Raw genomic sequence first — 20874 nt, forward strand, 5'->3', positions numbered from 1 at the left:
CAGAACGGCAGAGGCCCATCGGTGGGCTTTCGGCTCTCCCAGACCAGCTCATGCCTTCGCGTCGAGGTCTCCGTGAGGTTCCCCCGTTGTGCGGGAGGTGCTGATCAGCTGGTCAGGGCGGGGTGACGGGGTTCCAGGTTCGCTTGTTCGGCCGTCGCCTGGTCGGTGTAGTGCTTCTCCTCGAACTCGATGGGGCTGAGGTAGCCGAGCCGTTGCTGGATGCGCCGGCTGTTATAGAAGCCGTCGATGTACTCGAAGAGGGCCAGGTTCGCCTCAGCCCTGGTCGCGAAGACGCGGCCGCGGACGCACTCGGTCTTGACCAGCATCCATAGATTCTCGGCCAGAGCGTTGTCGTACGAGTCCCCGACGGACCCCATGGACGCCTCAATTCCTGCCCGCAGCAGTCGAGTTGTCAGCTTGATCGATGTGTACTGACAGCCGTGATCCGCATGATGAACCAGCTTGCCGGGCTCGACCTCGCGGCTGGCCAGGGCGTACTCCAGCGAGGACAGGACCAGGTCGGCGTCCGCACAACCGGAGGTCTCCCAGGCCACCACCCGGCGGGAGAAGGCGTCCCGGATCGCGGAGAGCCACAGCGGCCCTTCGCCGGTGGGGATCATGGTGAGGTCGGTGACCCACAGCCGGTTCGGACCGGGCGCGGTGAAGTCTCTGTTCACCAGGTCCGGGGCGAGAGTGGCCTTCGGATCCCGGCGGGTGAAACCCTTACGACGGGGGCTGACGCCCGCGAGATCGGCCTCGCGCATCAATCGCTCGACCCGCTTGCGGCCCACGTGGACACCCTCGCGCCTCAGGACGGCATGCACGCGTGGGGAACCGTAGATGCCGCCGGAATCGGCGTGGATCCGCTGGATCTGCTCGGTCAGCTCCGCGTCACGGCGCCGCCGCTCGCACGGCTCCTGCTCTTGCCGGCGCCAGCGGTAGTAGGTGGACGAAGCGATGTGCAGTTCCCGCAGGACCGGCTCGACCCCCAGATGCGGGTGCTCGTCGAGGAGCGCCGTCACCTGGGCCGGGTCGGGTCGAGCTGCGCGGCGAAAAAAGCCGACGCCGTCCGCAGGACTTCATTCGCCCGCTTGAGCTGCGCGTTCTCCTTGCGCAGGGCCGCGAGCTCCTCACGTTCGGCGGTGGTCAGCCGGTCATCGCTCTCACCAGCGTCGGCCTCGGCCTGGCGGATCCAGCCGCGCAGGGCCTCGGGATGCACACCCAGCTCGACGGCCAGCCGCTTGATCACCGGCCTCGGCTCGGTCGTGCGATACATCCGCACCGCACGCTCCCGCAACTCCAGCGGATATTTCCTCGGGGCAGCCATGGTCAAAGGTCCTCTCATGAGACCCATCTGACCAGCTGTCACCTCCCGCCGCATCTCGGGGGAACCTCACCGACGACACTCCCGTGGTCCCAGTCATGCGCACGCCCGGCCCTCTCGAGGAGAGCGGCCGTGGGCTTCCCATCGTTGACGCCATCGCCGACTCCTGGGGATTCAGTCCCGACGGCACGACGACCTGGTGCTCCCTCGCCCTTCACGAAGGACCCGCCGCCATGGAACCCGCCGCGATGATCACTGCGGTTCTACACGAGTCCCCACCCATCGACCTCCCCGGCAACGCCCACGCTGCGAAGCAGGCTCGGGCCCAAGCCGTTCGCAGCTCACGCTCCTCGGTTGGCAAGGGAGCATCCACGTGGCCACGGATGTTCTGGGCCGCCTCGTGGACAATGCCGTCCGTCACGGCATGGCTGAGCGCGTCAAGGCCCGCCTCGCGATCACCGAGACACAGCAACTCGTGATCGACGTAGAGGACCCCACCCCGCAGTTCCTCGCCTTTGGCGCAGCTGTGCAAGGCGACACGGGCCGCGGGCTGTGGGAGGCCAAGCGCCTCGGTGCACGTGTCGTCTGGTTCCTCCGCAATGACGCCGGCAAGACCGTGCGCGCGACGCTCGCCCCCGGGCCGGGACCTCTACCAGCCCGTCTTCCCCCGCCGTCGGCATGATGCGCCAGCTCGTGTATTCGGCCGGCCCCGCGTACCGCCCGGCCGAGGACATGCAAGACCTCGCCGCCGTGATTCGCCCCCTTCTCCACGTCAAAACAGGCAAGGACGCCCGTGTACGCCTCGGCAGCGGTCTGTTCGACGTCGTAATCACCGGTGGCGGAACCCACACGCAGTCCGCCGTAGCCGAGATGGACGAGATCCAAAGCGGTTGCGGGCCGGTCATTGAGGACCCAGACAGCGGATGGCAGTACTGGTTGGTCCCACCCGGCTCGCGCAGCAAGTGGGAGCCCCACGAGTACGGCGTGTGCCTCGGCGCTCCCCACACGGTCACGCTGCCCTCGCTCAACCGCACAGCGCCGCCCGGTCCGTACTGGCTGCGTCCGTCCGCGAGTGACCGGCTCGTCCCGCTACACCCGCTCCGTCGCCTCCTGACAGAGCTGCGTCCGCAGCCGACCCCACACGCGTCCCTCGCGGCCGCGCTCAGCATCACCACCCCCTGATCACCGCGCTCACCCGCGGACACCCTGCGGTCGCTGGTAAGCGCGGGTACCAACCGCCCCCCCCATCAGGCAGGCCTCAGCCCCATCCCCAGGGGCCCGCACCCCCAGCGGAGGCCATCGCACTCAAGAAGCCTCATGTGCCCGCCGGCTGCCTGCCCCACAACTGAGTCCCCTGACCAGTGCGTGGTGAGGTGGTCGGCGAGCACGGTCACCTCGGCGGCATCGCGTCCGAGCCGCTTCATCGCGTTGGTGCAGGGCGTGCGCCTTGATCTCCCAGGCGGCGGCGAGCGCGGCATCGAACTTCCCAGTCTGCAGCCGTGCCCGTGATCGGCTCACCGGCGCGGTCACCCTGCCCCCGGTTCTTGCAATACGGCTGCCCGACGGCCGGACTGCGCTATACGAGTGGCTGACCACGCCGCTGTCGAATATGGCCGCCACACCCCAAGTGGGGCCCGGGCCCGGCCCGCGCAGATACACCGGTGTGGTGACCTCTACACCTCCGCTACAGCGGAGCTGACGGTGAAGGTCGCAAGCGGCACGATCCACCACGCAGTGGGGACCATCACCCGCATTCGCCAGTAGCGGCCGGTGTACGCCCGCAGCGCAGGGTTCTCTGTTGCGGGCCGGCTCTGGCTCTACGATGAGCCGGTGACCGAGACGCTGCCCCCTGCGGGTATGGACCTCTTCGACGTTGTACACATTCGTCTGGCGGAGGTTGAAGCGCCCCCACTGTCACCAGAGGCTGAATCGGCCATGGACCGGGTGTGGGACAGGGCGGTCCAGGCCAACCCGGCCCTCTTCGACGGGCCGGTGGTGGCGTGCGCGGGACTGGAATGGACCGGGCCGCGCAGCGTGCGTCTTTCCTGGGTGCGTGTGACCTACCGGCACTACGCCCTGCGCTGGGTTCCGGACGGACCGCGGCCGTCGCCCAGATGTCCACCCGTGTCCTGCTGGACCTGCTCGGATGGCGCGGCCAGATCCTCGCCAGCAGCCGCCTGACCGCCCGGCCGGGCCGATCCGTCCGGCTCGTCGACCTGGCCGCCGTGAGGCGCCCGCACGTATCTGTGCGGGACCGGCGGCATGACCTATCTCGATCCGATCCCGTTCGCGGCCCGGAACATCGCCGTGGCCCCGTTCCGGCCGCCGACCACCGGCATCTGGTCCTCCGGCCGCCGCCTCAGTGCCCTGTGGGCCTTGGCAGCACTCGGCCCGGACGCCGTGGCCGCCCGCCTCCGGGCTCTCGCCAGCGACCACTGCCGTCTGCAGCCGGCAGCCTGAGCGAGCCGTCCCCCCCTCCTCGAGGAGAGGGAGAGACGTACCACTGAACGTCCCCAGTCGCGTACGACTCCGTGACCGACGTGCGCCGTTCAGGCGTTCTCCCGCCGGATCATCTCCCGGAGACTGGTCCGCGCGGCAGCCAGATCCTCCTCGGCCTCCTCCAGCTTCTGAGCCAGCTCGGAGTTTTCCCGCCTCAACGCGTCGCGTTCAGTGGCAAGCAGCTGGTATTGGCGAGTCAGTTCCTCGATGCGGGCGACCAGATCCCCAGCGGCGGCCTGGTCGAGTTGCTGGCCGAGCTGCCTGCGCAAGGCATCCTTGAGTCGTGTCGCCGCCTACGGTGGCGGCCTTGGAGTCCGGCGTCCCGCATCAGCCTGGCGACGCGGCGCCGTCCGCATCTTTCGCCCTCGCGTTGCACAACGGCGTGGACGCGCGGGGCCCCGTAGGTGCCACGGGAGTGCTCGTGGGCTTCGGTGATCTTCTCGGTCAGCTCCAGGTCGCGGACCGCGGGGGCCAGGAGTGCCGTTGCGGCGGGCGTAGAAGGCGGTGCGGGAGACCTTGAGCAGCTCACACGCCCGTCTGACGTTGTGGCCGCTCTGCTTCTCCGCCTCGATGAACGGGTTCACCGTCAGCGGGTCTCCTTCGCGAAGAATGCCGTGGCCCGCTTGAGGATGTCGACGTCTTCTCGCAGGCGGCGGTTCTCCCGCCGCAGCGCGGTCAGCTCCTCACGTTCGCTGCTGGTCAGTCCCTCGCGCTCGCCCGTGTCGACCTCGGCCTGCTTTACCCAGTCCCGCACCGCGGTCTCGATCAGATCGAAGTCCTTGGCGATCTGACCGACCGAGCGGTCACCACGCCGGCACACGATCTCGGCCTTGAACTCCGGTGTGAACGAACGGCGAGGGAGATTCCCCATGCTCTCCGTGATCAACATCCTTCCGGGGACGAACCCCTGATCTTAAATGTCCGTCAAAGCGGATCAAGCCCAGTCGCCAGTCGGACCGGGCTGGGACGGTACTGCAGCGTGCGCTGTCCCTGGCGAGGCTCCCGCTCCCGTGACACTGGTGCGCTTGACGGCGCGCCGTCCCACCCGTCCCACGGCGCGGTAGAAGCGGTCGGGCAGGAACACGGCATCAGCGACAATCATGGCGCCACTGAAGAGCGGCAGTCCCATGAGCACCGCGATGTTCACGTGCATGCCCAGCAGCATGGCTAGGACCGGGTATTTGAGCCTGCCGAACAGGACGAACGGAAAGGCGACCTGAACCAGCACCGTCAGATAGCCGACGGCGGCAAGCAGCACGTGATGACCGTCGATCATCTGCGACAACTCAGGCCATGGCCGGAACAGGTCGATGTTCAGGATGTAGTGGAGGGCTGTGCCGTCGCCCCACTTGAGGCCCTGCACCTTGTACAGGCCTGCGCATCCGTAGAGGAAACAGACCTGGGCTGCGATGACGAACATGCCGCAGTTGTGCAGCACAGTGATCACGCTGGTGCGGGCGCTGTCGAGTTGGTATCGGAGGCCGCCGCGGTGTGGGCCTGCCATCTTGCCCACTGAGGCCTGGAGCCGGGTCCTGCGGGCGTCAAGGGACCAGCGCCGGCCGCACGCGGTGAAGATGAGGTAGACGGCCATGAGGACCATGAGATTGTCCCCGCCGTCCGCCATAAAAATCGCCTTGGCGTGGAACGACACGACCATGACCGCGAACAGCACAGACACCGCCCGCGTCCGCCAGCCCAGCACGAACAGCGCGCAAGTGACGAGAGCCACGGTGTAGCACACCTCGAAGTACACCGGGTTGTCGGACAGGGTGAGGACGCTGGCCCACCCACTCTGATCGAACATCTGCCTGGCTAGCTCGGGCGTCCACGGTGAACCGGGGCCCCACATCTCGTCGCGGTGTGGGTACTCGCGAAGCAGGAAGATGAGATAGAGCAGACCGTACCCAATGCGCAGCATCGCCGCCGCGTAGAGGGAGACCGGCCGCTCGGTCAGGAGGAGGAAGAACGCATGGATCCGTTCGAAGACGTGCTGCGGCACACGCCCACTCGCCCGCTCGGTGGTGTTTCGGGACGCTGAGGGTGCCACGACCGTCGCCTGCTCAGTCCGTTCCACGCGTGGCCACCTTCCACCAGGGCAGATACCGAGTTTGGCCTCGCACAGGTGCCGTTGCGGCGGGGGGTCCGCCCGCTTCGCGGGGCGCCGCGATAGGCAGGGTGATCACCCGTAGCTGGATCGAGTCGAAGGTGCCGCCACGTTGGGCGGTGACGCGGTCCGCTGCGATGTTGCGCAGATACTTCTGAATCATCAAAGCTCGCTCCGTGCGCGGCCGGTCGTCACTGCCGTGCGTTTTGAGGTAAGCATTCCAAGCTTGGCGCAAGATATTCTGTGCTGTATGGCTGGGGAAGACGTTGTGCTTGACGGCAGAATTGTCTTTGGCACTCAGGCTGACCCAGTCGCTCACCTGTGTGGTGCCGTCCGGTGCTGTGTGCCTGACCCTCGCCGAGATGTGCCGGTTAACTGACTGCGGATTAGGGGCGAAGAGCCGCCAGTTTTGCTCGAAGACTGGCCGGACCCACGCGTTGGTCTGTTGGCTGTACATTTTCGAGATGGCGTTCGGGGGCGCCACGTACAGAAATACCAGAAGCACATGAACCAGGGTCGCTGCCAGACACAGGGCCACCGCGGCTCCCGTCACCGCGGTCAGCAGGCATGGTGGCCCTGAAATGCCACGAGTTCTGCGGGCCCCTCCGCCCCCGTCCTTCGCGGCCAGCTCGAGCTCGGTCCGTTGCGATTCCTTCATCTTCGTCGACTCAGCGTTGCCCAGCACAGCCCCACCCGGTCCTTCCCAGCCCGACTGCTCGCACCTGCTTCTCCTGCTTCCGCAGGTAACGCGCGATGGCATCGACGACGATCCACCGCGCGCCACCCGTATTTGTTGCGTGTCGGAGCATGCCCACCCATGCGCGCGCTCCGAAGAAAGGACCTATGCGCGACTCACTGCTCCCAGCGAACCGCAAGGGAGAAATTCACTCAGCTGGCGAAGGCCGGCTTGGACTGCCACTTGTCGTGGTGGTCGTTCTTCCCCCACTTGTCGTGGTGGTCGTTCTTCCCCCACTTGTCGTGGTGGTCGTTCTTCCCCCACTTGTCGTGGTGGCCAGTCCCCGGCTTCCCGGGCTTCTCGTCGCAGTCGCAGTCTCCGTGTCCGCCCGTCGCGGCATCGCCCGTCGCGGCATCGCCCGTCGCGGCATCGCCCGTCGCAGCGTCACCCGTCGCAGCGTCACCCGTCGCAGCGTCACCCGTCGCAGCATCGCCCGTCGCAGCATCGCCCGTCGCAGCGTCACCCGTCGCAGCGTCACCCGTCGCAGCATCGCCCGTCGCAGCGTCACCCGTCGCAGCGTCACCCGTCGCAGCGTCACCCGTCGCAGCGTCACCCGTCGCAGCGTCACCCGTCGCAGCATCGCCCGTCGCAGCATCGCCCGTCGCAGCATCGCCCGTCGCAGCATCGCCCGTCGCAGCGTCACCCGTCGCAGCGTCACCCGTCGCAGCGTCACCCGTCGCAGCGTCACCCGTCGCAGCATCGCCCGTCGCAGCATCGCCCGTCGCAGCGTCACCCGTCGCAGCGTCACCCGTCGCGGTGGTGTCGTCGTCACATGTGGGCCTGGTAATCACGTTGTCGTCCAGTGTCACGGCCCCGTTGCGGGCCAACGCCCGGCCCTGGATGGTCGCCCCATTGGTGACACTGATCGAAGTGAGTGCCATGAGGGTACCCACGAAGTTGGAGTCGGTTCCGAGAGTGGCCGATTCATCAGTCACCCAGAACACGTTGCACGCCTGGGCGAGGTTCTGAAGGACCACGCTGCTGGCGGATGCCGTCGTCAGGCCGGCAGGAACCTTGAACACCCAGACGGCATCGGGATTGTTTTGTCCGTCCAGGGTCCAGGTCCCGTTGATCAGGAGTCCGGACGTGACGGCGTAAGTGCCGGGAGCCAGCGTGGGATTCACTGGCGCTGCGGGAAGGTTGAATTCCGTGGGCTGTCCGAAGGCGTTGTCGTACGCAGTGGCCAGGTCGGCTTTCGCCTGCATCGCCACACCGTCCGCCACGTGGATTGTCCCGCCCGTGACCGTCCCAGGCGGGAATCCCGTAACGGCCGACCCTGGATGTACGCCGAGGTCTCCGGTGACTACTGAGGGGCCCTCGTTGGTGACCGTCGAACCGGCCAGCACCGCGAAGCTTTCCGCGGTACCCAAAGGTACAGATGTTGCCGCAAGTGCCCGAATAGGCGTCACTGCCACAACGGCAACGGCGACCAGCAGGGTGAGTACCCCCGCGATCCAGGCGGACATTGTGCGCCGATGCGGCGCATCGGGCATGTTCAGTGTCATTGAGGAACCAACTCCTGTAGGGGTGGTAACGTCCGGCGAAACTTAATCGCCTCTCTTGTCGGCGGGAGATTACCCAGATAACCCTTCATAGCTACGATCCATCGGGCGGTGTCGCCGGAATTTATGTGCATCACGAAAATGTATGACGAACGTTGACCCGACTGGCTATCCCTCATCCAGCGGCGATCCATCGGTGGCGCGGTCGACCGCCAATGGAATAGGCCTGCACCTACAATGTGCCTCGGCTGAATCGCGCTTAGCGCGGAATGGGGCGAGTGAGCAGCGACACTCCCCTGAATAGCGCAAGCCAAGAAGCGTCCGCCGAGCCGGAGCCGAATGCCGCAACTAATCACATATTCATATCGTCGAGTCCGATAGCGGGAACTGAAGTTCGCCAAAGCGTCGGGCGAGTGGTGGCCAGGACGACCTAGACGCCATCGCGGCGAAGCTCAACAACCGTCCGCGCAAGTGCCTGGGGTTCCGGACGCCAGCCGAGAGCGTTGCCTTGACCGGTTGAATCTAAGACGGCTTTCTTTGCGAAGGAGAGCCGGTGACGGTGCACCCGTTCATCGAGGCGGAGAAGCAAGACGGTCACAACGTCAAGCGCGCATGTGAACTGCTCAAGGTCTCCCGAGCCGCCTTCTGCGCCCGCCGCACCGGCAAGCCCGGTTCGCGGGCGGTCCATGACGCGGAACTGACCGGGCAGATCTCCGAGGTCCACGCCCAGTCGCGTGGCACCTACGGCGCTCCACGCATCCAGGCCGTGCTGAAACGCCAGGGTGCTGTCTGCGGACGCCGCCGCATCGCCAGACTGATGGGAGCGGCGGGCCTGGAGGGCCGCCACCGCAGACGACGGTATCTGACCACCGTCCCCGACTCTCGCGCCGCCACCCGGCCCGACCTCATCCTGCGGCAGTTCGGTCCCGACCCGGCCGGCGCCCACACCCGCTGGTGCGGCGACATCCTCTACGTCCCGACGGAGGAGGGCTGGCTCTATCTGGCCACCGTCATCGACATCGGCCTTGCGCCGGGTGATCGGCTGGGCGACCGCCGACCACCTGCGCATCGCTCTGGTCGCCGACCCGCTCTCACGGCGGCCTGCCGACAGCGTCGTCCCACCCGGCCGGTGATCTTCCACTCAGGACCGTGGCTGTCAGTACACCAGTCGGCAATGGGCCTCGCCGGCAACAGAGTTCGGCATCCGCCTGCCGGTCGGCCGCACCGGACAGTGCTGGGACAACGCGCTCGCCGAGTCGTTCTTCGCCACGATCAAACGGGAGTTGCTCGACACGAGTTCCTGGCCCAGCAGGGCCGCCGCCCGCACCGCGATCTTCGACTTCATCGAGGGCTGGTACTACTTGCACCGACTGCACAGCAGCCTCGGCTACCGCAGTCCCGCCGAATACGAGAACGCACTCGCAGCCTGACCACCACACCAATGGTGGACTCTGCTGCGTAATTGGTGGGGTCACGCGATGAGTTGGTAGGCGAGACGTTCGAGTCGGCTGGTGCGGTGCGCCGGAGGGGATGGTCGGTCCAGTACGCGTCGAGTCTGATCACGTTGAGGGCGGTGGCGAAAAGGCGTGCTGGGGGCGGACTTTCGGCAGGCCTCGGTAGTGGGCTCGGCGGATGCCGGTGATGTCGAGGGCCTGGTGGATGGTTGCCTCGACGCCGGCGCGGAGGGCGTACGTGTTCTTCCAGGTGTCGGTCTTCTGCTCGGCGCGGGCCCGGGCGAGGGTTTCGTGGAGTTCCTTCGGCCGCAGGGTGAGCATGCGGCGTCCGGGCTTCGAGGTGGTGCACTGCTTGTGGAAGGGGCAGTCCCGGCAGGTCAGGACGCTGAAGTTGGTGACGATGGCGTCCTTGCCGTGCTGTTTCACCGGGTTCCGGTGGGAGCTGGTGCGGCCGGCGGGGCAGCGGGCCCGGCGGGTCTTCCAGTCAATGGTGAAGGCGTTCTTCTCGAAGCCTTCACCGGCCCTTGCCTGCGTGGAGTGGTCCAGGAGGACCGCGTGGCCATGCGGACAGGACTGTCACGGTGCTTTGGCGAGTCGGCTCCAGGCTCCTGTCAGGTCACGTCCGTCCGGCGGCAGCGCTTGCTGCGTGCCCGGCCGGGCGGTCGACAGATCAACGCCAGGACACCCGCAGGGTCAGTCGTAAGCAAGAGTCAGACCGCCTCGACCGGGGCTACCCGATCCTTGCGGGATCCGGCGCGAAAAGGACTGACAGTCGAGTGCGTCGCCGACGGTGCCGAGGATGGGTGCGGCGCCGGCTTCGGACAGGCGCTGGGTGTAGCGGATGGACAGGTATTGACTGCCGGCATCGCTGTGATGCACCAGCCCGTCCAGGTCGCCCACGCCGTCGCGGTCAGGGGACCAGATCGCCATTTCCAGCGCGTCCAGGACGAGCGCGGTGCGCATGTGGTCCGCCGCGCGCCAGCCGACGATCTTCCGGGAGGACACGTCCAGGACGAAGGCGACGTAGACGGTGCCGACCCGGGTGGCCACGTAGGTGAAGTCGGTGACCCACAGCTGGTTCGGCGCCGTGGCGGTGAAGTTCCGTTTCACCAGGTCCGTCGGCCGCTCGGCGGCCGGATCGGTCACGGTGGTGACCTTCTTCCTCCCACGCACCGCGCCGGTCAAGTTGAGGACCCGCATCAGGCGCTCGACGGTGGAACGGGCCACGAGTATGCCCTCCCGGCGTAACTGCCGGGTGATCTTCCTTGCTCCGTAGACCCGGAAGTTGTCCTCGTACACGCGGGTGATCTCCTTCTTCAGCCATTGGTCCCGCAGCTCGCGGGCGGACGGGCGGCCCTTGCGGGCAACCGCGGCGTAGTAAGTGGACGGGGCGAACTGCAGCTCATTGCAGATCGGCTCGACCCCGAACTGGTCGCGGTGGGCGTCGACGAACCCGGTCATCTCGGCAGTCGCGGGTCGAGCTCCCGCGCGAAGAAAGCCGACGCGGCCTTGAGGGTCTTCACCGAACGCCGCAGCTCACGATTCTCCCGCTCCAGCTCCGCGATCCGCTGAGCATCCACGGTCGAGGTTCCCGGCCGCTGCCCGACGTCGATCACCGCGCGCTTGACCCACTCCCGCAGGGCCTCACGGTGCACCCCGAGCTGAGTGGCGACCGGGGAGACCGAGCCGACCTTCTGACCGGTCTTCTGGCGTATCTCGAACACGAGCCGCACGGTTCGCTCCCGCAGCTCGGCGGGGTACTTCCTCGGTGCCGGCATGACTCCAACCCTTCCAGGGATCAGAGCCTCCGAAGAACACGGGGCGGTTCAAAACGGGCTGGCAGCTGGTCCTTGAAAGACCAAGCGGTTCGGCACTACAACCGCCGAAGTTCGGGGCTTGCTGGCCTGGCTGATGGAGCGGCAGGTCAAGATGGTGGTGATGGAGGCGACCTCGGACTACTGGCGGCCGGTCTGCTACCTGCTTCTGACGCAATCGCATGCGTCACACTACCGAGCAGGGCACCGTTCCTGATCGGGCGCTCGCCAGCCGATCAAATGTGTGTGTCCGGCTCGCGACGCATATGGGCCGGAAGGGAGCAGGTGATTGTGCCGCCCGGAAGGCGATGGCGGTTCCTTGCGACCACCTGGTAGACGCCACCTGCCATCCAGTTGAAAGGCGGCATCCTGAGAACAATCCCGAGCCACCTCCAGCGTTTTCGTCCAGACATCAGCATGGCGGAAAGGGCGCGCGGTCCGCCGTACACAGTGCCGCCGACCGGGCTGATCCAAAGGACCTCGCGGTCGGCTCTGTCTTCGGTGACACCCAGGGTGGCGAGGTCAGCATACTGCCAGGGGATGAATCGGACGCGCGGTTGGATTACGCGTCTAGCAATCTCGATTGTTCTGCCACAAAAACCGCAGTCTCCGTCAAACAGTAGAATCGGCTGGCTTACCACCTTGGCTACTTTCCTTGCATTGGCTGTGGCGAGGAGTCTCTATATGCGGTAATTAAAAGGATTGGCGCACAAAACAGCCAGAACTCCAGTCCATACCGCATGGCGTGGAATGCTACCTCGGACCACCGTGCCGGCCCGGCATTCTCCCACCTACAGAGCGTCGACTGATCCCGTCTGTGCCGGGGTAGAAAGGACGTCGTCAAGTTGTCCGTGACCTGGACGGCTTCGCGCTTTTTGGTGTCCACGCTGATCACCGGCTCGCCGTCGGCCTGGTGCTGTTTGACCTGCTCGTTGATGTAGCGGAGCTGGGCGTCCCGGTCGGGGTGCTGGGCGCCCTCGAGGGTCTTGACGTTCGCCTGCGGGCTGAAAGCCCCTGAAGTTCTCCTGTCGCGGCAGCCGACCCACGTCGACGCGGACACCGGGTGCCCCTGCCGCTCAGATCCTCGGCCAGGTGCCGCAGCGACCTCGTCGTCCACCTCAGCGGCGACTGGGCGATCACCCCCTCGTTTGGCTCCGCCAGTCGCAACAACGCCTGGAGCAGGGCTGGATTGGTATCTTCGGTCCGTGTGCTGGCTCTGCCCGGTGCACGCACCGGCCGCCGGGCATCGGGTCCGGCCCCCGCTTCCAGCTCCGACATTCCACGGCGCACGGTGGTCTCGCTGACCTGGGCGATCCGGGCCACCGCCCGTACGCCGCCATGCCCAAGCAGCCGGGCCTCGGTGGCCGGGGCAGCCGCCGCTGCCGCTCGTTCTAGTGCGCAACAACACCGAGCATCTGCAGCGGAGTCAGGAACAGATTTTTTTCGGAACTGCCATACCTTGACAGCGAGCCCGCGCTCGCAAAGCAGCGCCTTTGCGAACGCCGTCGCGCGTCCGCTGGGGCGGCGTACGGCCGGACATGGACCCCCTGGGCGGCCTTTCGAGGATCGCCCCGCCGAAGGGTCCGCTCGCAACCATGCGGCTTCCGGATGCTTCCGCAACACGATTGCGAGATCAGCGCGCCGCAGGGCGTTTTGTGGCATTTCGGGCTAATCTCCCGTGACTGTACGAAGTCGATCTATTACTGATCGCCTCAACCTCACTCCACCGGAGATGACATGTACAAGCTTCGCAAGGCTGCCGTCCTGGTCGCCGCCATCGCCAGCGTCGGACTCATGGGCGCCGGCACTGCCCACGCCGGCGGCGACAAGGGTAACGACAACTTCAACATCAAGCAGAGCTCCATGTGCAAGTCGCGCGACCTGAACGTCGACGTCCTCGGCCAGGTCGGCATTCTCAACGGCCTGGGCGGCAACCTGCTGAACGGCGAGGGCAACCCGGGCGCACAGGACACCCACCTCGGTTCGACCATGGGCTGCAACAACAGCGCCTTCTGAGGCCGTGTCCGGCGGATCATGACGGATCGATCACTAGCACCGGGCGCTCTCCCGGCGCCGATGCGGTCATGGTCCGCCGGACACTCCCTAGCGGTCCCCTCGTACCGATTCCGTGAAGGGTCCCCGCGCCGCCGTCCTCCCGCCGCTGTGCGCACGTTGTCAGGCAGTCACGGCAGCTGTAGATAGCTCTTGCCTGTCGCTCATCGCGGCTGGTCAGGGCACTGTCACGTTGTCGGTGACCGGGACCGGCCTCGAACTCGCCCCACCCGCGTCAAGCCCATAATCAAAGATCAGTATCTCGCCACGAAAGCGTCCACGAACGGGGAGTTCGGTCTCCACCGGGGTGGAGATGAGCCGCGGGCCCGGTGGTCAAAGGACACACTTCCACAAGACCATCTCGGAGTCGTTCTTCATCCTCGACGGGACGGAGCGGCTGTTCAACGGGGTGGACTGGGTCGATGCGAAGAAGGGCGACTTCCTGTTCGTGCCGCAGGGCGGCTTGCATGCCTTCCGAAACGATTCGGACGCCCCGGCGGAGATGCTGATGCTGTTCGCGCCGGGGGCACCACCGCGCGAAGAGTATGCCGAAGGGCTGTCGCAGCTCGCCAACGCCACCGACGAAGAGCGCACCGAGTTCTTCATCAAGCACGACTCGTACTTCGTTGAACAGGGCAGGCCCCCAAAGTCCGCGCCCGCTGCACCCGTTCGTGAACCCGTCGCGAGGACGGCTTCGCGAACGGGAGAGCCACGGGCCCGGCTGCTGAGTACCGAAACCGCTGCTGTTACGCGCGCCGCTCAGCGGGAGCCGGGCCCGCAGCCGAGCCGTGGAAGGGCCTACCCGGAGCGGGCGTCTGCCGGACCGGGCCGGTTCGGCGCCGGCGGCCGGGCGATGGACGATCCGCGCCCGATCGCTGCTTCGTGCGCTGCGCCTGGACGCCCGCGTTGCCGATGTTCCGCTCTCCGGCGTCAGCGTCGCGGCCCCCGGACCCTTGCTTCCCGACCCATGGGGGCGTTGTCACTTCATCGGGGGTGTGGTCGTCTGAAGGCAAGCCGGAGCTCGGGTTTCGGTCCGGTTCAGATCGTGGCGGGTCTGCCGATGAGGCCGGTGATGTGGTCCCAGGTGGTGAAGCGGGCCCTCATCTCGAAGCGGTGGCGGCTGGCGGTCATGAGGTGACGTCCGGGCCGGAAGTGGGGTGAGATTGCGGTGAAAACGGACAGGAACCGCTGCGCTGCGCCGGCGGAGCGGAATCGGTTCATCGCGCGTTCGCGCCGCCGGGTTGGTTGGTGGGAGCTCTCGGCCCGTTGTGCAGGCCCTCGTGCGAGCGTTGCTCCACCGAGGGCATCACCTCCCGGTGGGCCGTGCCGTAGGAGCGGAGCTTGTCGCCCGCCGACGCACGCACCGCCGAAGCCCACTTGGACGCCGTCCGCTCTTAGAGGCGACGTCTTCAACGCGATCCTCTACATAAACCGCACCGGGATCCCTTGGGAATACCTCCCGCACGACTTCCCGAACCACGGCACCGTCTATGCCTACTACGCCGCGTGGCGCGACGAAGGGGTCTTCGCCCAGCTCAATTACGACCTGACGGGACTGGCCCGGGTCAAGGAAGGGCGCACGTCCGAGCCCACCGCCTCCGTGATCGACACCCAGAGCGTGAAAACCTCCAACAACGTGCCCCTGACCAGCCAGGGAACGGATGCGGCCAAGAAGATCGTCGGAAGGAAGCGCGGCATCCTCACCGACACGATCGGCCTCATCCTCGCCGTGACCGTCACCGCCGCTGGCCTTTCGGAGAACGCCCTGGGGATACGCCTCCTGGACAAGGCGAAGGAGACGTACCCGACCATCTCCAAGAGCTGGGTCGACACCGGCTTCAAGAACGCCGTCGTCGAGCACGGGGCGAAGCTTGGAATCGACGTCGAGGTCGTCAACAGAAACCCTCAAATCCGTGGCTTTCATGTCGTCAAAAGACGCTGGGTGGTGGAGCGGAGTATTGGATGGATCATGATGCACCGCCGCCTCGCCCGCGACTACGAGACCCTCACCGCCAGCTCCGAAGCCATGATCCATATCGCCTCGGTCGACAACCTCGCCAAGCGCATAACGGACGAGACCACCCCAACCTGGCGAGGGACTTACTAGGGCATCAAGGGCAATCTGCCTACTTCAAACGCCCTCTGAGATCGCGGACGCGGTACGCGAGCAGGCCGACCTCGCCGAGCAGCACGTCCGGATGCGCACCAGCACCCAGGTGCAGCTCGAAGCCGCCGAAGAGACCGCGCGCCGGATCCAGGCACTGACCACCGGGCAGCTCGCTGCCGCTCAGCGGGACGTCGAGGCGCACCTGGCGCAGGCCGACCGCGTCCTCACCCAGGCCCGCGCCCAGGCGCAGCAGGTGGCTGTACTGGCTGGTCCCGCCCGGGACGTCGAGCCGGTGGGTACCTCCCTCCCACGCCGTATGCCTCGGCGCCCCTCACGTGATCACCCTGCCCTCCCTGAGCAGCCGCACCCCGTCGGGCCCCTACTGGCTGCGTCCGTCAGCGAGCGACCGACTCGTGCCGACTGGACCGCTTCCCGAGGCCCAACTCCGTGTCGCTGGCGCTGTCCCCCTCATATTCCAGCGACACGGTCCGCTCCCCCGCTGCCAGAACGGATCCGGTTCCGGCAGCGGGGGTCCTTTGAGACGAGATACGGATAATGACGATGCCCACCGACACCGTGGACCGGGGCATGGAGCGGCGCCTGGCGTCTGCCGTTTGGCTGGTCAGGCAGTACATCGCTCAGCACTGCTCACCGGGTGGGCCCCTCCCAAGTGCCCGCTCCCTGGCTCACCATCTTTCGGTGCCGTACAGGACCTTGAAAGCGGCACTTGTCCACCTGGACGGCATCGGCGAAGTCGTCTGGGGCATGCACCAGCGCGGCGAGGTTCTGGCACCCGGCGACGTGCACCCCGACGACGTGGACCTGCTCAGGGAGGTTCAAGCACGGATCAGCGCCGGCATCTACCACCGGGGCCAGGCCATGCCGACCTCAATCCTCGCCGTCGCGCATGGCATCCAACCAAAGTGCATCCCGCGCGCGTTCCGCCACCTGGTGGCCGACGGCACGCTGCACCACGACGAGCACGGCCCCCACGGGCCGGGCTACTACGTCAGCGCCCAACCCCTGCCCCTGCCCTGAAAGGAGTCCTCGGCATGACTAGCCAGCCCAGCACAAACACTAAGCTTGACGTTTATCCAGCTCTGCTGCTTGTGATGGTTGTCGTGAGGTCCGGTTGGCCCTGTTTCCCGACGGTGCGTTCGCGTGCACGGTGCTTGTTCTTCGTGCCGATTGGTCGGCCTGGGCCTGCGGTGCTGGGTTTCGGTGCACCGGCCGGTTGAGGGGCCTTGCCGTGGAGGCGGCGAAATCCTCGGCGGACCCGTGCAGGGGTGAGACGTCCTTGGCGTGCGGGCCGCTCCCAGGGTCTGCGAAGGTCCTCGGCAAGGGGCCGGGCCAGGCGGAGTTGGGTGTGGGCGGCGATGACCAGCCAGGTCCAACGGTCAGCGGCGGCCGGCTCGCGGAGTTTGGGAGCCGTCCAGCCCAGCGTCTGCTTGAACATCCTGAAGGTGTGTTCCAGGTCGAATCTGCGCAGGAACGCCTGCCAGAGCCGGTCCACGTCCCCGGCGGTGGCATCGGTGGCCGACCACCACAGCCAGATCGGCCGGGGGTGGCGGTCGCCGCGAAGGTGGTCGACCCGCAGACGGATGACGGTGCCTTCGATGATCGGCAACTCTCCGGGATGGTCGGCCCAGGCCGAGCGCCGGGTCAGCAGTGGATGCAGGCGGTCCCACGCCGTGGCGACGGCCTGCCCGTAGTGAGTGGTGTCGGTCACCGTGGTGATGGACGGGACCGGCAGGGTGGCCGGGTACTCGAAGGTGAACTCTGCCCCGTGCTTGGGTTTACGCCCGCGCTTGCCCGCCGGCTGGGGCGTAGGCGGAAAGTACAGGACTCGGTCCGAACGCATCCGGCCCAGTAACTCCACGGGCAGGTCCGCGAGCAGGAAGGCCAGGCGGGTCACGTCGTAGCCGGCATCAAAGACGACGAGGACGGGCGGGTCGCCGATCTGCCACTGGCCTGCCACATACAACCGCTGGAACACCTCTCGGACCTGGCCGGCGGTGACGGCGATCGCGTCGTCCCAGGGCCGCAGCCGGAGCACGTCCAACACGGCCGTCCACGAGGTCCGGCCCGGCTCCACAGCGGCAACGAAGGAGTAGGGCCAACCGGGGATCATCTGGGCCGAGCCTCTGCCTCGCCCGTATGTGTGGCAGAACATCCGGTCCGGGCTGGTATTCGCGTCCGGCCGCAACCAGTTGCTCACATCGACCGCCAGGACCAGCCGCCCCGACGCCGTGCGGGGAAGCGGCAGCCCTGCCAGCGTCCTGCGCAGGCGTGCCACATCCAGATCCCCGCAGTTCAGGCCGCCGTACAAGGCGCCATGCCCACGCCGGTGCTCAGGCTCCAACGACAGCTCGACCAACGTCCTCACCGGACCATCCGCGCACAGCAGGGCATCACTCAGCTCGAACAGCGCATCGCGCCGCCCGGTCAGACAGGCATAGAGCTCCGTCCGGAAGCATGACAGTTCGGCAAACGCATCCCGCGGGACGCCGTGTTGCAGCACACTCATATCTACGGCCTTCGTGTTGATCCCATGCCTCTGTGACGGAGCACAGGATCAGGCGAAGGCCGCTCTTACGTCCGGAACTCAGGCAAACCCATCAGCAAGTTCGAGGCCGTGTTCGACGGCAGACCATAAACGCCAAGCTAAGGGCTGTCCCGTAAATGATCTCTGAGTTGGTGTGGCCAAAGCTGCTGGGTTACCCGCTCGTCTCCCCGGTGAGGGCGAGGTTGTAGAGGTGGGCGATTCCGAGCATGGCGTGATGGACGCCGTCGCCCTTGAGACGGCAGTCTCGGAGGATCTTCCAAGTCTTCATGCGGGCGAAGACATGCTCGACGCGGGCGCGGACCTGTTTGTGGGACTTGTTGTGAGCCTGCTTCCAGCCGGGCAGCTCTTCGCCTGTGCGGCGGCGGTGGGGCATGACGAGACCGGTTCCGGGATAGCCGCCGTCGGCAATCGTCACGGTCTGACCGACGGAGGCCTTGGCCCCTGACTCCTCCCATGCCTTGCAGTCGTTGCGGTTGCCGGGCAGCGGGCGGCCCACCAAGACAACTAGGCGGGTGTCGGCGTCGATGACGACCTGGTGGTTGGTGGAGTACCGATAGTTCTTGGACTGCTCGGCGATGGTGTGGTCACGGGTGGGCACCAGCGTCCCGTCCACGATCAGTACGGTGTCTTTGGCGAAACGCTTGCGGGGCCGGAGCGCGATCATCGGCCCGAGACGGCCGATGATCCGGTCTACGGCCGACTTCGACACACCGAAGAGCGGGGCGAGCTGTCGCACCGTCAAGTTCGTGCGCCAGTAAGCCGCGACCAGCAGTGTTCGGTCCTCCAGAGACAGGCTCCACGGCCGGCCCTTGCTGACGGCGTCCGCACCCTCGCGCCGCAGAACCGTCACCAGCTTCCCGAAAGAGCGCGGGCTCATCCCGGTGAACGGGACTATCCAGGACGGCTGCGACGCCGTGATCACACCAGTCACAACTAGATCATCTCAGCTGCCACTGCTGCCCTATGTCCTGGATCCGGTGGGGTTGGCTTGATCGGTCGGCCTGTCAGGTACGGTGCAAGCTATGGACGGCCGTGTGTACGTGCCCTGGTTCTCGGTCGGAGAGACCGATGAGGACGCGTTCGAGACGCTGGAAGGTGCATGCTGCACGTTCGTGTCCGTACTGCGCGAGCGGGCTGTCACCTGGCCCTGCGAACCCGACGACACCCTCATCCTCCGCCCTGAGGAGACCGGATTCGCGCATCTGCTGGCCCTGCTCTACGCGGTGACGCCTGGAACCCATGTCATCTCCCATGTGTTCGGCGCGTTCTTCGACGGGCAGGGTGTGCTCGGTACCGAACTGCACGATCAGATGTACATTCCCCTCCAGGGGTCTGTGGTGGGAATACACCGCGTCGCCGGTTCACCCGCCCGCTGCGCGGAACTGACTGCGGACTGGTTTGAGCGCATCCTGCGGGGCCAGGCCTAGCCGCCCCGGGGTCGTGATCTTCACGTTGCGGTAATGGCCAGCCTGGGCTCGGGCCTGGTGGCGGCGTCGCCAGGCGGACCAGCGGAGCCGGTGGGCTGCATCGCACTGGGCCGGACGACGAGCGTCGTGAACAGTCGCTGGATCTCGTTACAGGTAAGCGGAATCAGCCCGTCCGTGCCCAGTAGCCACAGAAGGGCAGCTACCAGCTCCTCCGGCAATACATTGCGGAGACCTTTAGCCCCTGGGCACCGATGAGTTTTCTGCCCCGCGGGAGTCTCATCGGCAGCACCCCACGCCACAGCAGTACGGCCCCTACGTGAACCGGAGAGATGGATATGTCAACAGCCCGAGAGCAGTCGGCCAGTGCCGGAGCCCGCGTCGTCTCCGCCGACGGCACCGAGATCGCATTCGAGCAATCGGGCAGCGGGCCGGCCGTCGTCCTGGTGGCCTCGGCGCTGGCCGACCGCTCCGACACGACCAAACTCGCGGCTCTCCTCGCCCAGCACTTCACTGTAGTCAACTACGACCGACGCGGACGGGGTGCCAGCGGTGACGCCAATGCTTACGCCCCCGACCGCGAGGTTGAGGACATCGCCGCCCTGATCGAACACGTCGGCGGTTCGGCGTCGCTGTTCGGCTCGTCCTCCGGAGCAGTCCTCGCCCTGCGCGCGGCCGCTGCCGGAGTAAACGTCGACCGCCTGGCCCTGTATGAGCCGCCGTTCGTGGTCGCCGAAGACGACGACGGACCGCCCAAGGATCTCGCGCAGCACATTGACGCGCTGCTTGCGGAAGGCCGACACAGCGACGCGGTCAAGTACTTCATGACCAGAGTGCAGGGCATGCCCGGCGTCGCCGTGTTCTTTATGAAGTTGATGCCGAAGATGTGGGCGAACCTCACCAAGCTGGCCCGCACTCTGCCCTACGACATTGCGGTCATGGGCGATACCCAGCAAGGCAAACCGCTAGACGCCGAGGAGTGGAAGGCAGTGGCCGTACGCACCCGTGTACTTACTGGCAGCAAGAGCCCGGCCGCCTTCCAGCGCGCCGCCCGCGCCGTCATCGAGATCCTGCCGCAGGCCGACCACCGCACCCTGCCCGGCCTCAACCACGGCGCCGTCGTCATGGCCCCGAGGAAAATAGCCCCCCCGATCATCGAGTTCATAAAGGGATGAGCTTGTCGTTCGAGGGGTTCGGCGGGGCCTGATGACGCCCTTCATGGTGCTCTGAGTGGAGCGCGACTCACCTCCAGTTGACCGCCGGACCCCGGACGGCCACAACTTACGGGACAG

Annotated in this window: 24 protein-coding genes, 6 pseudogenes and 1 other annotated feature; of the genes and pseudogenes, 11 read left to right on the forward strand and 19 right to left on the reverse strand. The window is 66.6% G+C overall.

What is annotated here, in order from left to right; genetic code table 11:
- Positions 1-104 precede the first annotated feature (104 nt).
- Together AS594_RS00100 and AS594_RS00105 are read right to left on the reverse strand one after the other, a co-directional pair.
- Positions 105-1022 carry an IS3 family transposase gene (locus tag AS594_RS00100; RefSeq protein WP_069931936.1) on the reverse strand — a complete coding sequence of 306 codons (918 nt, stop codon included), beginning with the start codon at positions 1020-1022 and terminating at the stop codon, positions 105-107.
- Positions 1019-1327, reverse strand: a complete 309-nt coding sequence (locus AS594_RS00105; protein ID WP_069774646.1) for a transposase — start codon at positions 1325-1327, stop codon at positions 1019-1021. The genes AS594_RS00100 and AS594_RS00105 overlap by 4 nt, the downstream gene beginning before the upstream one ends.
- 370 nt (positions 1328-1697) lie before the next feature.
- On the opposite strand from AS594_RS00105, the gene AS594_RS00110 reads away from it, so the two are divergent.
- From AS594_RS00110 to AS594_RS47435, 3 genes are all read left to right on the forward strand, one after another.
- On the forward strand, positions 1698-2006 hold the full coding sequence (locus tag AS594_RS00110; protein ID WP_069934865.1) for an ATP-binding protein: 309 nt from the start codon (positions 1698-1700) through the stop codon (positions 2004-2006).
- Entirely contained in the window at positions 2006-2506 is a 501-nt protein-coding gene (locus AS594_RS00115) for a hypothetical protein (RefSeq protein WP_240508863.1), read from the forward strand. Before AS594_RS00110 ends, AS594_RS00115 begins: the two co-directional genes overlap by 1 nt.
- A gap of 1080 nt (positions 2507-3586) precedes the next feature.
- Positions 3587-3784 carry a hypothetical protein gene (locus AS594_RS47435; protein WP_069925101.1) on the forward strand — a complete coding sequence of 66 codons (198 nt, stop codon included), beginning with the start codon at positions 3587-3589 and terminating at the stop codon, positions 3782-3784.
- Positions 3785-3873: 89 nt separating this feature from the next.
- Here AS594_RS47435 and AS594_RS43725 read toward each other — a convergent pair whose 3' ends face one another.
- From AS594_RS43725 to AS594_RS47775, 7 genes and pseudogenes are all read right to left on the reverse strand, one after another.
- Positions 3874-4092, reverse strand: coding sequence for a hypothetical protein (locus AS594_RS43725; protein WP_069925103.1), 219 nt, complete (start codon positions 4090-4092; stop codon positions 3874-3876).
- Complete coding sequence (locus AS594_RS47765) at positions 4020-4352, reverse strand: helix-turn-helix domain-containing protein (protein WP_079148407.1); 333 nt, start codon at positions 4350-4352, stop codon at positions 4020-4022. The genes AS594_RS43725 and AS594_RS47765 overlap by 73 nt, the downstream gene beginning before the upstream one ends.
- Before the next feature lie 57 nt (positions 4353-4409).
- Complete coding sequence (locus AS594_RS00130) at positions 4410-4694, reverse strand: transposase (RefSeq protein ID WP_167367950.1); 285 nt, start codon at positions 4692-4694, stop codon at positions 4410-4412.
- A gap of 63 nt (positions 4695-4757) precedes the next feature.
- Positions 4758-5741, reverse strand: a complete 984-nt coding sequence (locus tag AS594_RS00135; RefSeq protein ID WP_107358145.1) for an HTTM domain-containing protein — start codon at positions 5739-5741, stop codon at positions 4758-4760.
- 142 nt (positions 5742-5883) lie between these two features.
- Positions 5884-6612 carry a DUF5819 family protein gene (locus tag AS594_RS40350; RefSeq protein WP_240508864.1) on the reverse strand — a complete coding sequence of 243 codons (729 nt, stop codon included), beginning with the start codon at positions 6610-6612 and terminating at the stop codon, positions 5884-5886.
- A 199-nt stretch (positions 6613-6811) separates the two neighbouring features.
- Positions 6812-7378: a pentapeptide repeat-containing protein gene (locus tag AS594_RS47770; RefSeq protein WP_420877878.1), complete on the reverse strand. Its 567-nt coding sequence runs from the start codon at positions 7376-7378 to the stop codon at positions 6812-6814.
- 79 nt (positions 7379-7457) lie between these two features.
- Positions 7458-8168 (reverse strand): annotated as a pseudogene (locus AS594_RS47775) (ice-binding family protein); the annotation flags it as partial.
- A 556-nt stretch (positions 8169-8724) separates the two neighbouring features.
- Here AS594_RS47775 and AS594_RS47780 point away from each other — a divergent pair.
- Together AS594_RS47780 and AS594_RS45300 are read left to right on the forward strand one after the other, a co-directional pair.
- Positions 8725-8964, forward strand: a pseudogene (locus tag AS594_RS47780) (IS3 family transposase); the annotation flags it as partial.
- 409 nt (positions 8965-9373) lie between these two features.
- Complete coding sequence (locus tag AS594_RS45300; protein WP_240509221.1) at positions 9374-9595, forward strand: integrase core domain-containing protein; 222 nt, start codon at positions 9374-9376, stop codon at positions 9593-9595.
- A gap of 129 nt (positions 9596-9724) precedes the next feature.
- Here the strand turns inward: AS594_RS45300 and AS594_RS40360 are convergent, their stop codons facing one another.
- The 5 genes and pseudogenes from AS594_RS40360 to AS594_RS45700 all read right to left on the reverse strand — a co-directional run.
- Complete coding sequence (locus AS594_RS40360; protein ID WP_107358019.1) at positions 9725-10165, reverse strand: transposase; 441 nt, start codon at positions 10163-10165, stop codon at positions 9725-9727.
- Between the two features lie 147 nt (positions 10166-10312).
- Positions 10313-11080: an IS3 family transposase gene (locus AS594_RS00155; protein WP_069925107.1), complete on the reverse strand. Its 768-nt coding sequence runs from the start codon at positions 11078-11080 to the stop codon at positions 10313-10315.
- Positions 11006-11119: a sequence feature (AL1L pseudoknot), on the reverse strand. Its footprint overlaps the gene before it by 75 nt.
- Positions 11077-11397, reverse strand: a complete 321-nt coding sequence (locus tag AS594_RS00160; protein ID WP_069925108.1) for a transposase — start codon at positions 11395-11397, stop codon at positions 11077-11079. It overlaps the preceding feature by 43 nt. The genes AS594_RS00155 and AS594_RS00160 overlap by 4 nt, the downstream gene beginning before the upstream one ends.
- Before the next feature lie 272 nt (positions 11398-11669).
- Positions 11670-12074 carry a thiol-disulfide oxidoreductase DCC family protein gene (locus AS594_RS40365; protein WP_079148664.1) on the reverse strand — a complete coding sequence of 135 codons (405 nt, stop codon included), beginning with the start codon at positions 12072-12074 and terminating at the stop codon, positions 11670-11672.
- A gap of 218 nt (positions 12075-12292) precedes the next feature.
- Positions 12293-12841: pseudogene (locus AS594_RS45700) on the reverse strand (ISAzo13-like element transposase-related protein); the annotation flags it as partial.
- A 329-nt stretch (positions 12842-13170) separates the two neighbouring features.
- Between AS594_RS45700 and AS594_RS00170 the strand changes: the two are divergent.
- Together AS594_RS00170 and AS594_RS45705 are read left to right on the forward strand one after the other, a co-directional pair.
- On the forward strand, positions 13171-13449 hold the full coding sequence (locus AS594_RS00170) for a hypothetical protein (RefSeq protein WP_069934868.1): 279 nt from the start codon (positions 13171-13173) through the stop codon (positions 13447-13449).
- Positions 13450-13798: 349 nt separating this feature from the next.
- Positions 13799-14623 (forward strand): cupin domain-containing protein, encoded by an 825-nt coding sequence (locus AS594_RS45705; RefSeq protein WP_176743496.1) that lies wholly within the window; start codon positions 13799-13801, stop codon positions 14621-14623.
- Here AS594_RS45705 and AS594_RS45710 read toward each other — a convergent pair.
- Positions 14524-14846 (reverse strand): annotated as a pseudogene (locus tag AS594_RS45710) (DDE-type integrase/transposase/recombinase); the annotation flags it as partial. The gene AS594_RS45705 and the pseudogene AS594_RS45710 sit on opposite strands and share 100 nt — an antisense overlap.
- A 38-nt stretch (positions 14847-14884) precedes the next feature.
- On the opposite strand from AS594_RS45710, the pseudogene AS594_RS00180 reads away from it, so the two are divergent.
- Positions 14885-15592 (forward strand): annotated as a pseudogene (locus tag AS594_RS00180) (IS5 family transposase); the annotation flags it as partial.
- Positions 15593-15611: 19 nt separating this feature from the next.
- Here the strand turns inward: AS594_RS00180 and AS594_RS00185 are convergent.
- Positions 15612-15794: a hypothetical protein gene (locus AS594_RS00185; RefSeq protein WP_069925111.1), complete on the reverse strand. Its 183-nt coding sequence runs from the start codon at positions 15792-15794 to the stop codon at positions 15612-15614.
- Positions 15795-16291: 497 nt separating this feature from the next.
- Here AS594_RS00185 and AS594_RS00190 point away from each other — a divergent pair, with 497 nt between their 5' ends.
- Positions 16292-16630 carry a hypothetical protein gene (locus AS594_RS00190; RefSeq protein WP_141746910.1) on the forward strand — a complete coding sequence of 113 codons (339 nt, stop codon included), beginning with the start codon at positions 16292-16294 and terminating at the stop codon, positions 16628-16630.
- 52 nt (positions 16631-16682) lie between these two features.
- On the opposite strand, the gene AS594_RS00195 is transcribed toward AS594_RS00190, so the two are convergent.
- Both AS594_RS00195 and AS594_RS00200 read right to left on the reverse strand, forming a co-directional pair.
- Positions 16683-18119 (reverse strand): NF041680 family putative transposase, encoded by a 1437-nt coding sequence (locus AS594_RS00195; protein ID WP_069774663.1) that lies wholly within the window; start codon positions 18117-18119, stop codon positions 16683-16685.
- Positions 18120-18309: 190 nt separating this feature from the next.
- Positions 18310-19089, reverse strand: coding sequence for a transposase (locus AS594_RS00200; RefSeq protein ID WP_079148666.1), 780 nt, complete (start codon positions 19087-19089; stop codon positions 18310-18312).
- A gap of 91 nt (positions 19090-19180) precedes the next feature.
- Between AS594_RS00200 and AS594_RS00205 the strand changes: the two genes are divergently transcribed.
- The gene (locus tag AS594_RS00205) at positions 19181-19585 is read left to right on the forward strand and encodes a hypothetical protein (protein ID WP_069933696.1); all 405 of its coding nucleotides are present in this window, start codon (positions 19181-19183) and stop codon (positions 19583-19585) included.
- A 27-nt stretch (positions 19586-19612) separates the two neighbouring features.
- Here AS594_RS00205 and AS594_RS42570 read toward each other — a convergent pair.
- A pseudogene (locus AS594_RS42570) lies at positions 19613-19758 on the reverse strand (IS701 family transposase); the annotation flags it as partial.
- A gap of 162 nt (positions 19759-19920) precedes the next feature.
- Between AS594_RS42570 and AS594_RS00210 the strand changes: the two are divergent.
- Positions 19921-20757 carry an alpha/beta fold hydrolase gene (locus AS594_RS00210; RefSeq protein ID WP_069934871.1) on the forward strand — a complete coding sequence of 279 codons (837 nt, stop codon included), beginning with the start codon at positions 19921-19923 and terminating at the stop codon, positions 20755-20757.
- Positions 20758-20874: the final 117 nt, after the last annotated feature.

The organism is Streptomyces agglomeratus, from assembly GCF_001746415.1.
Classification (GTDB): domain Bacteria; phylum Actinomycetota; class Actinomycetes; order Streptomycetales; family Streptomycetaceae; genus Streptomyces; species Streptomyces agglomeratus.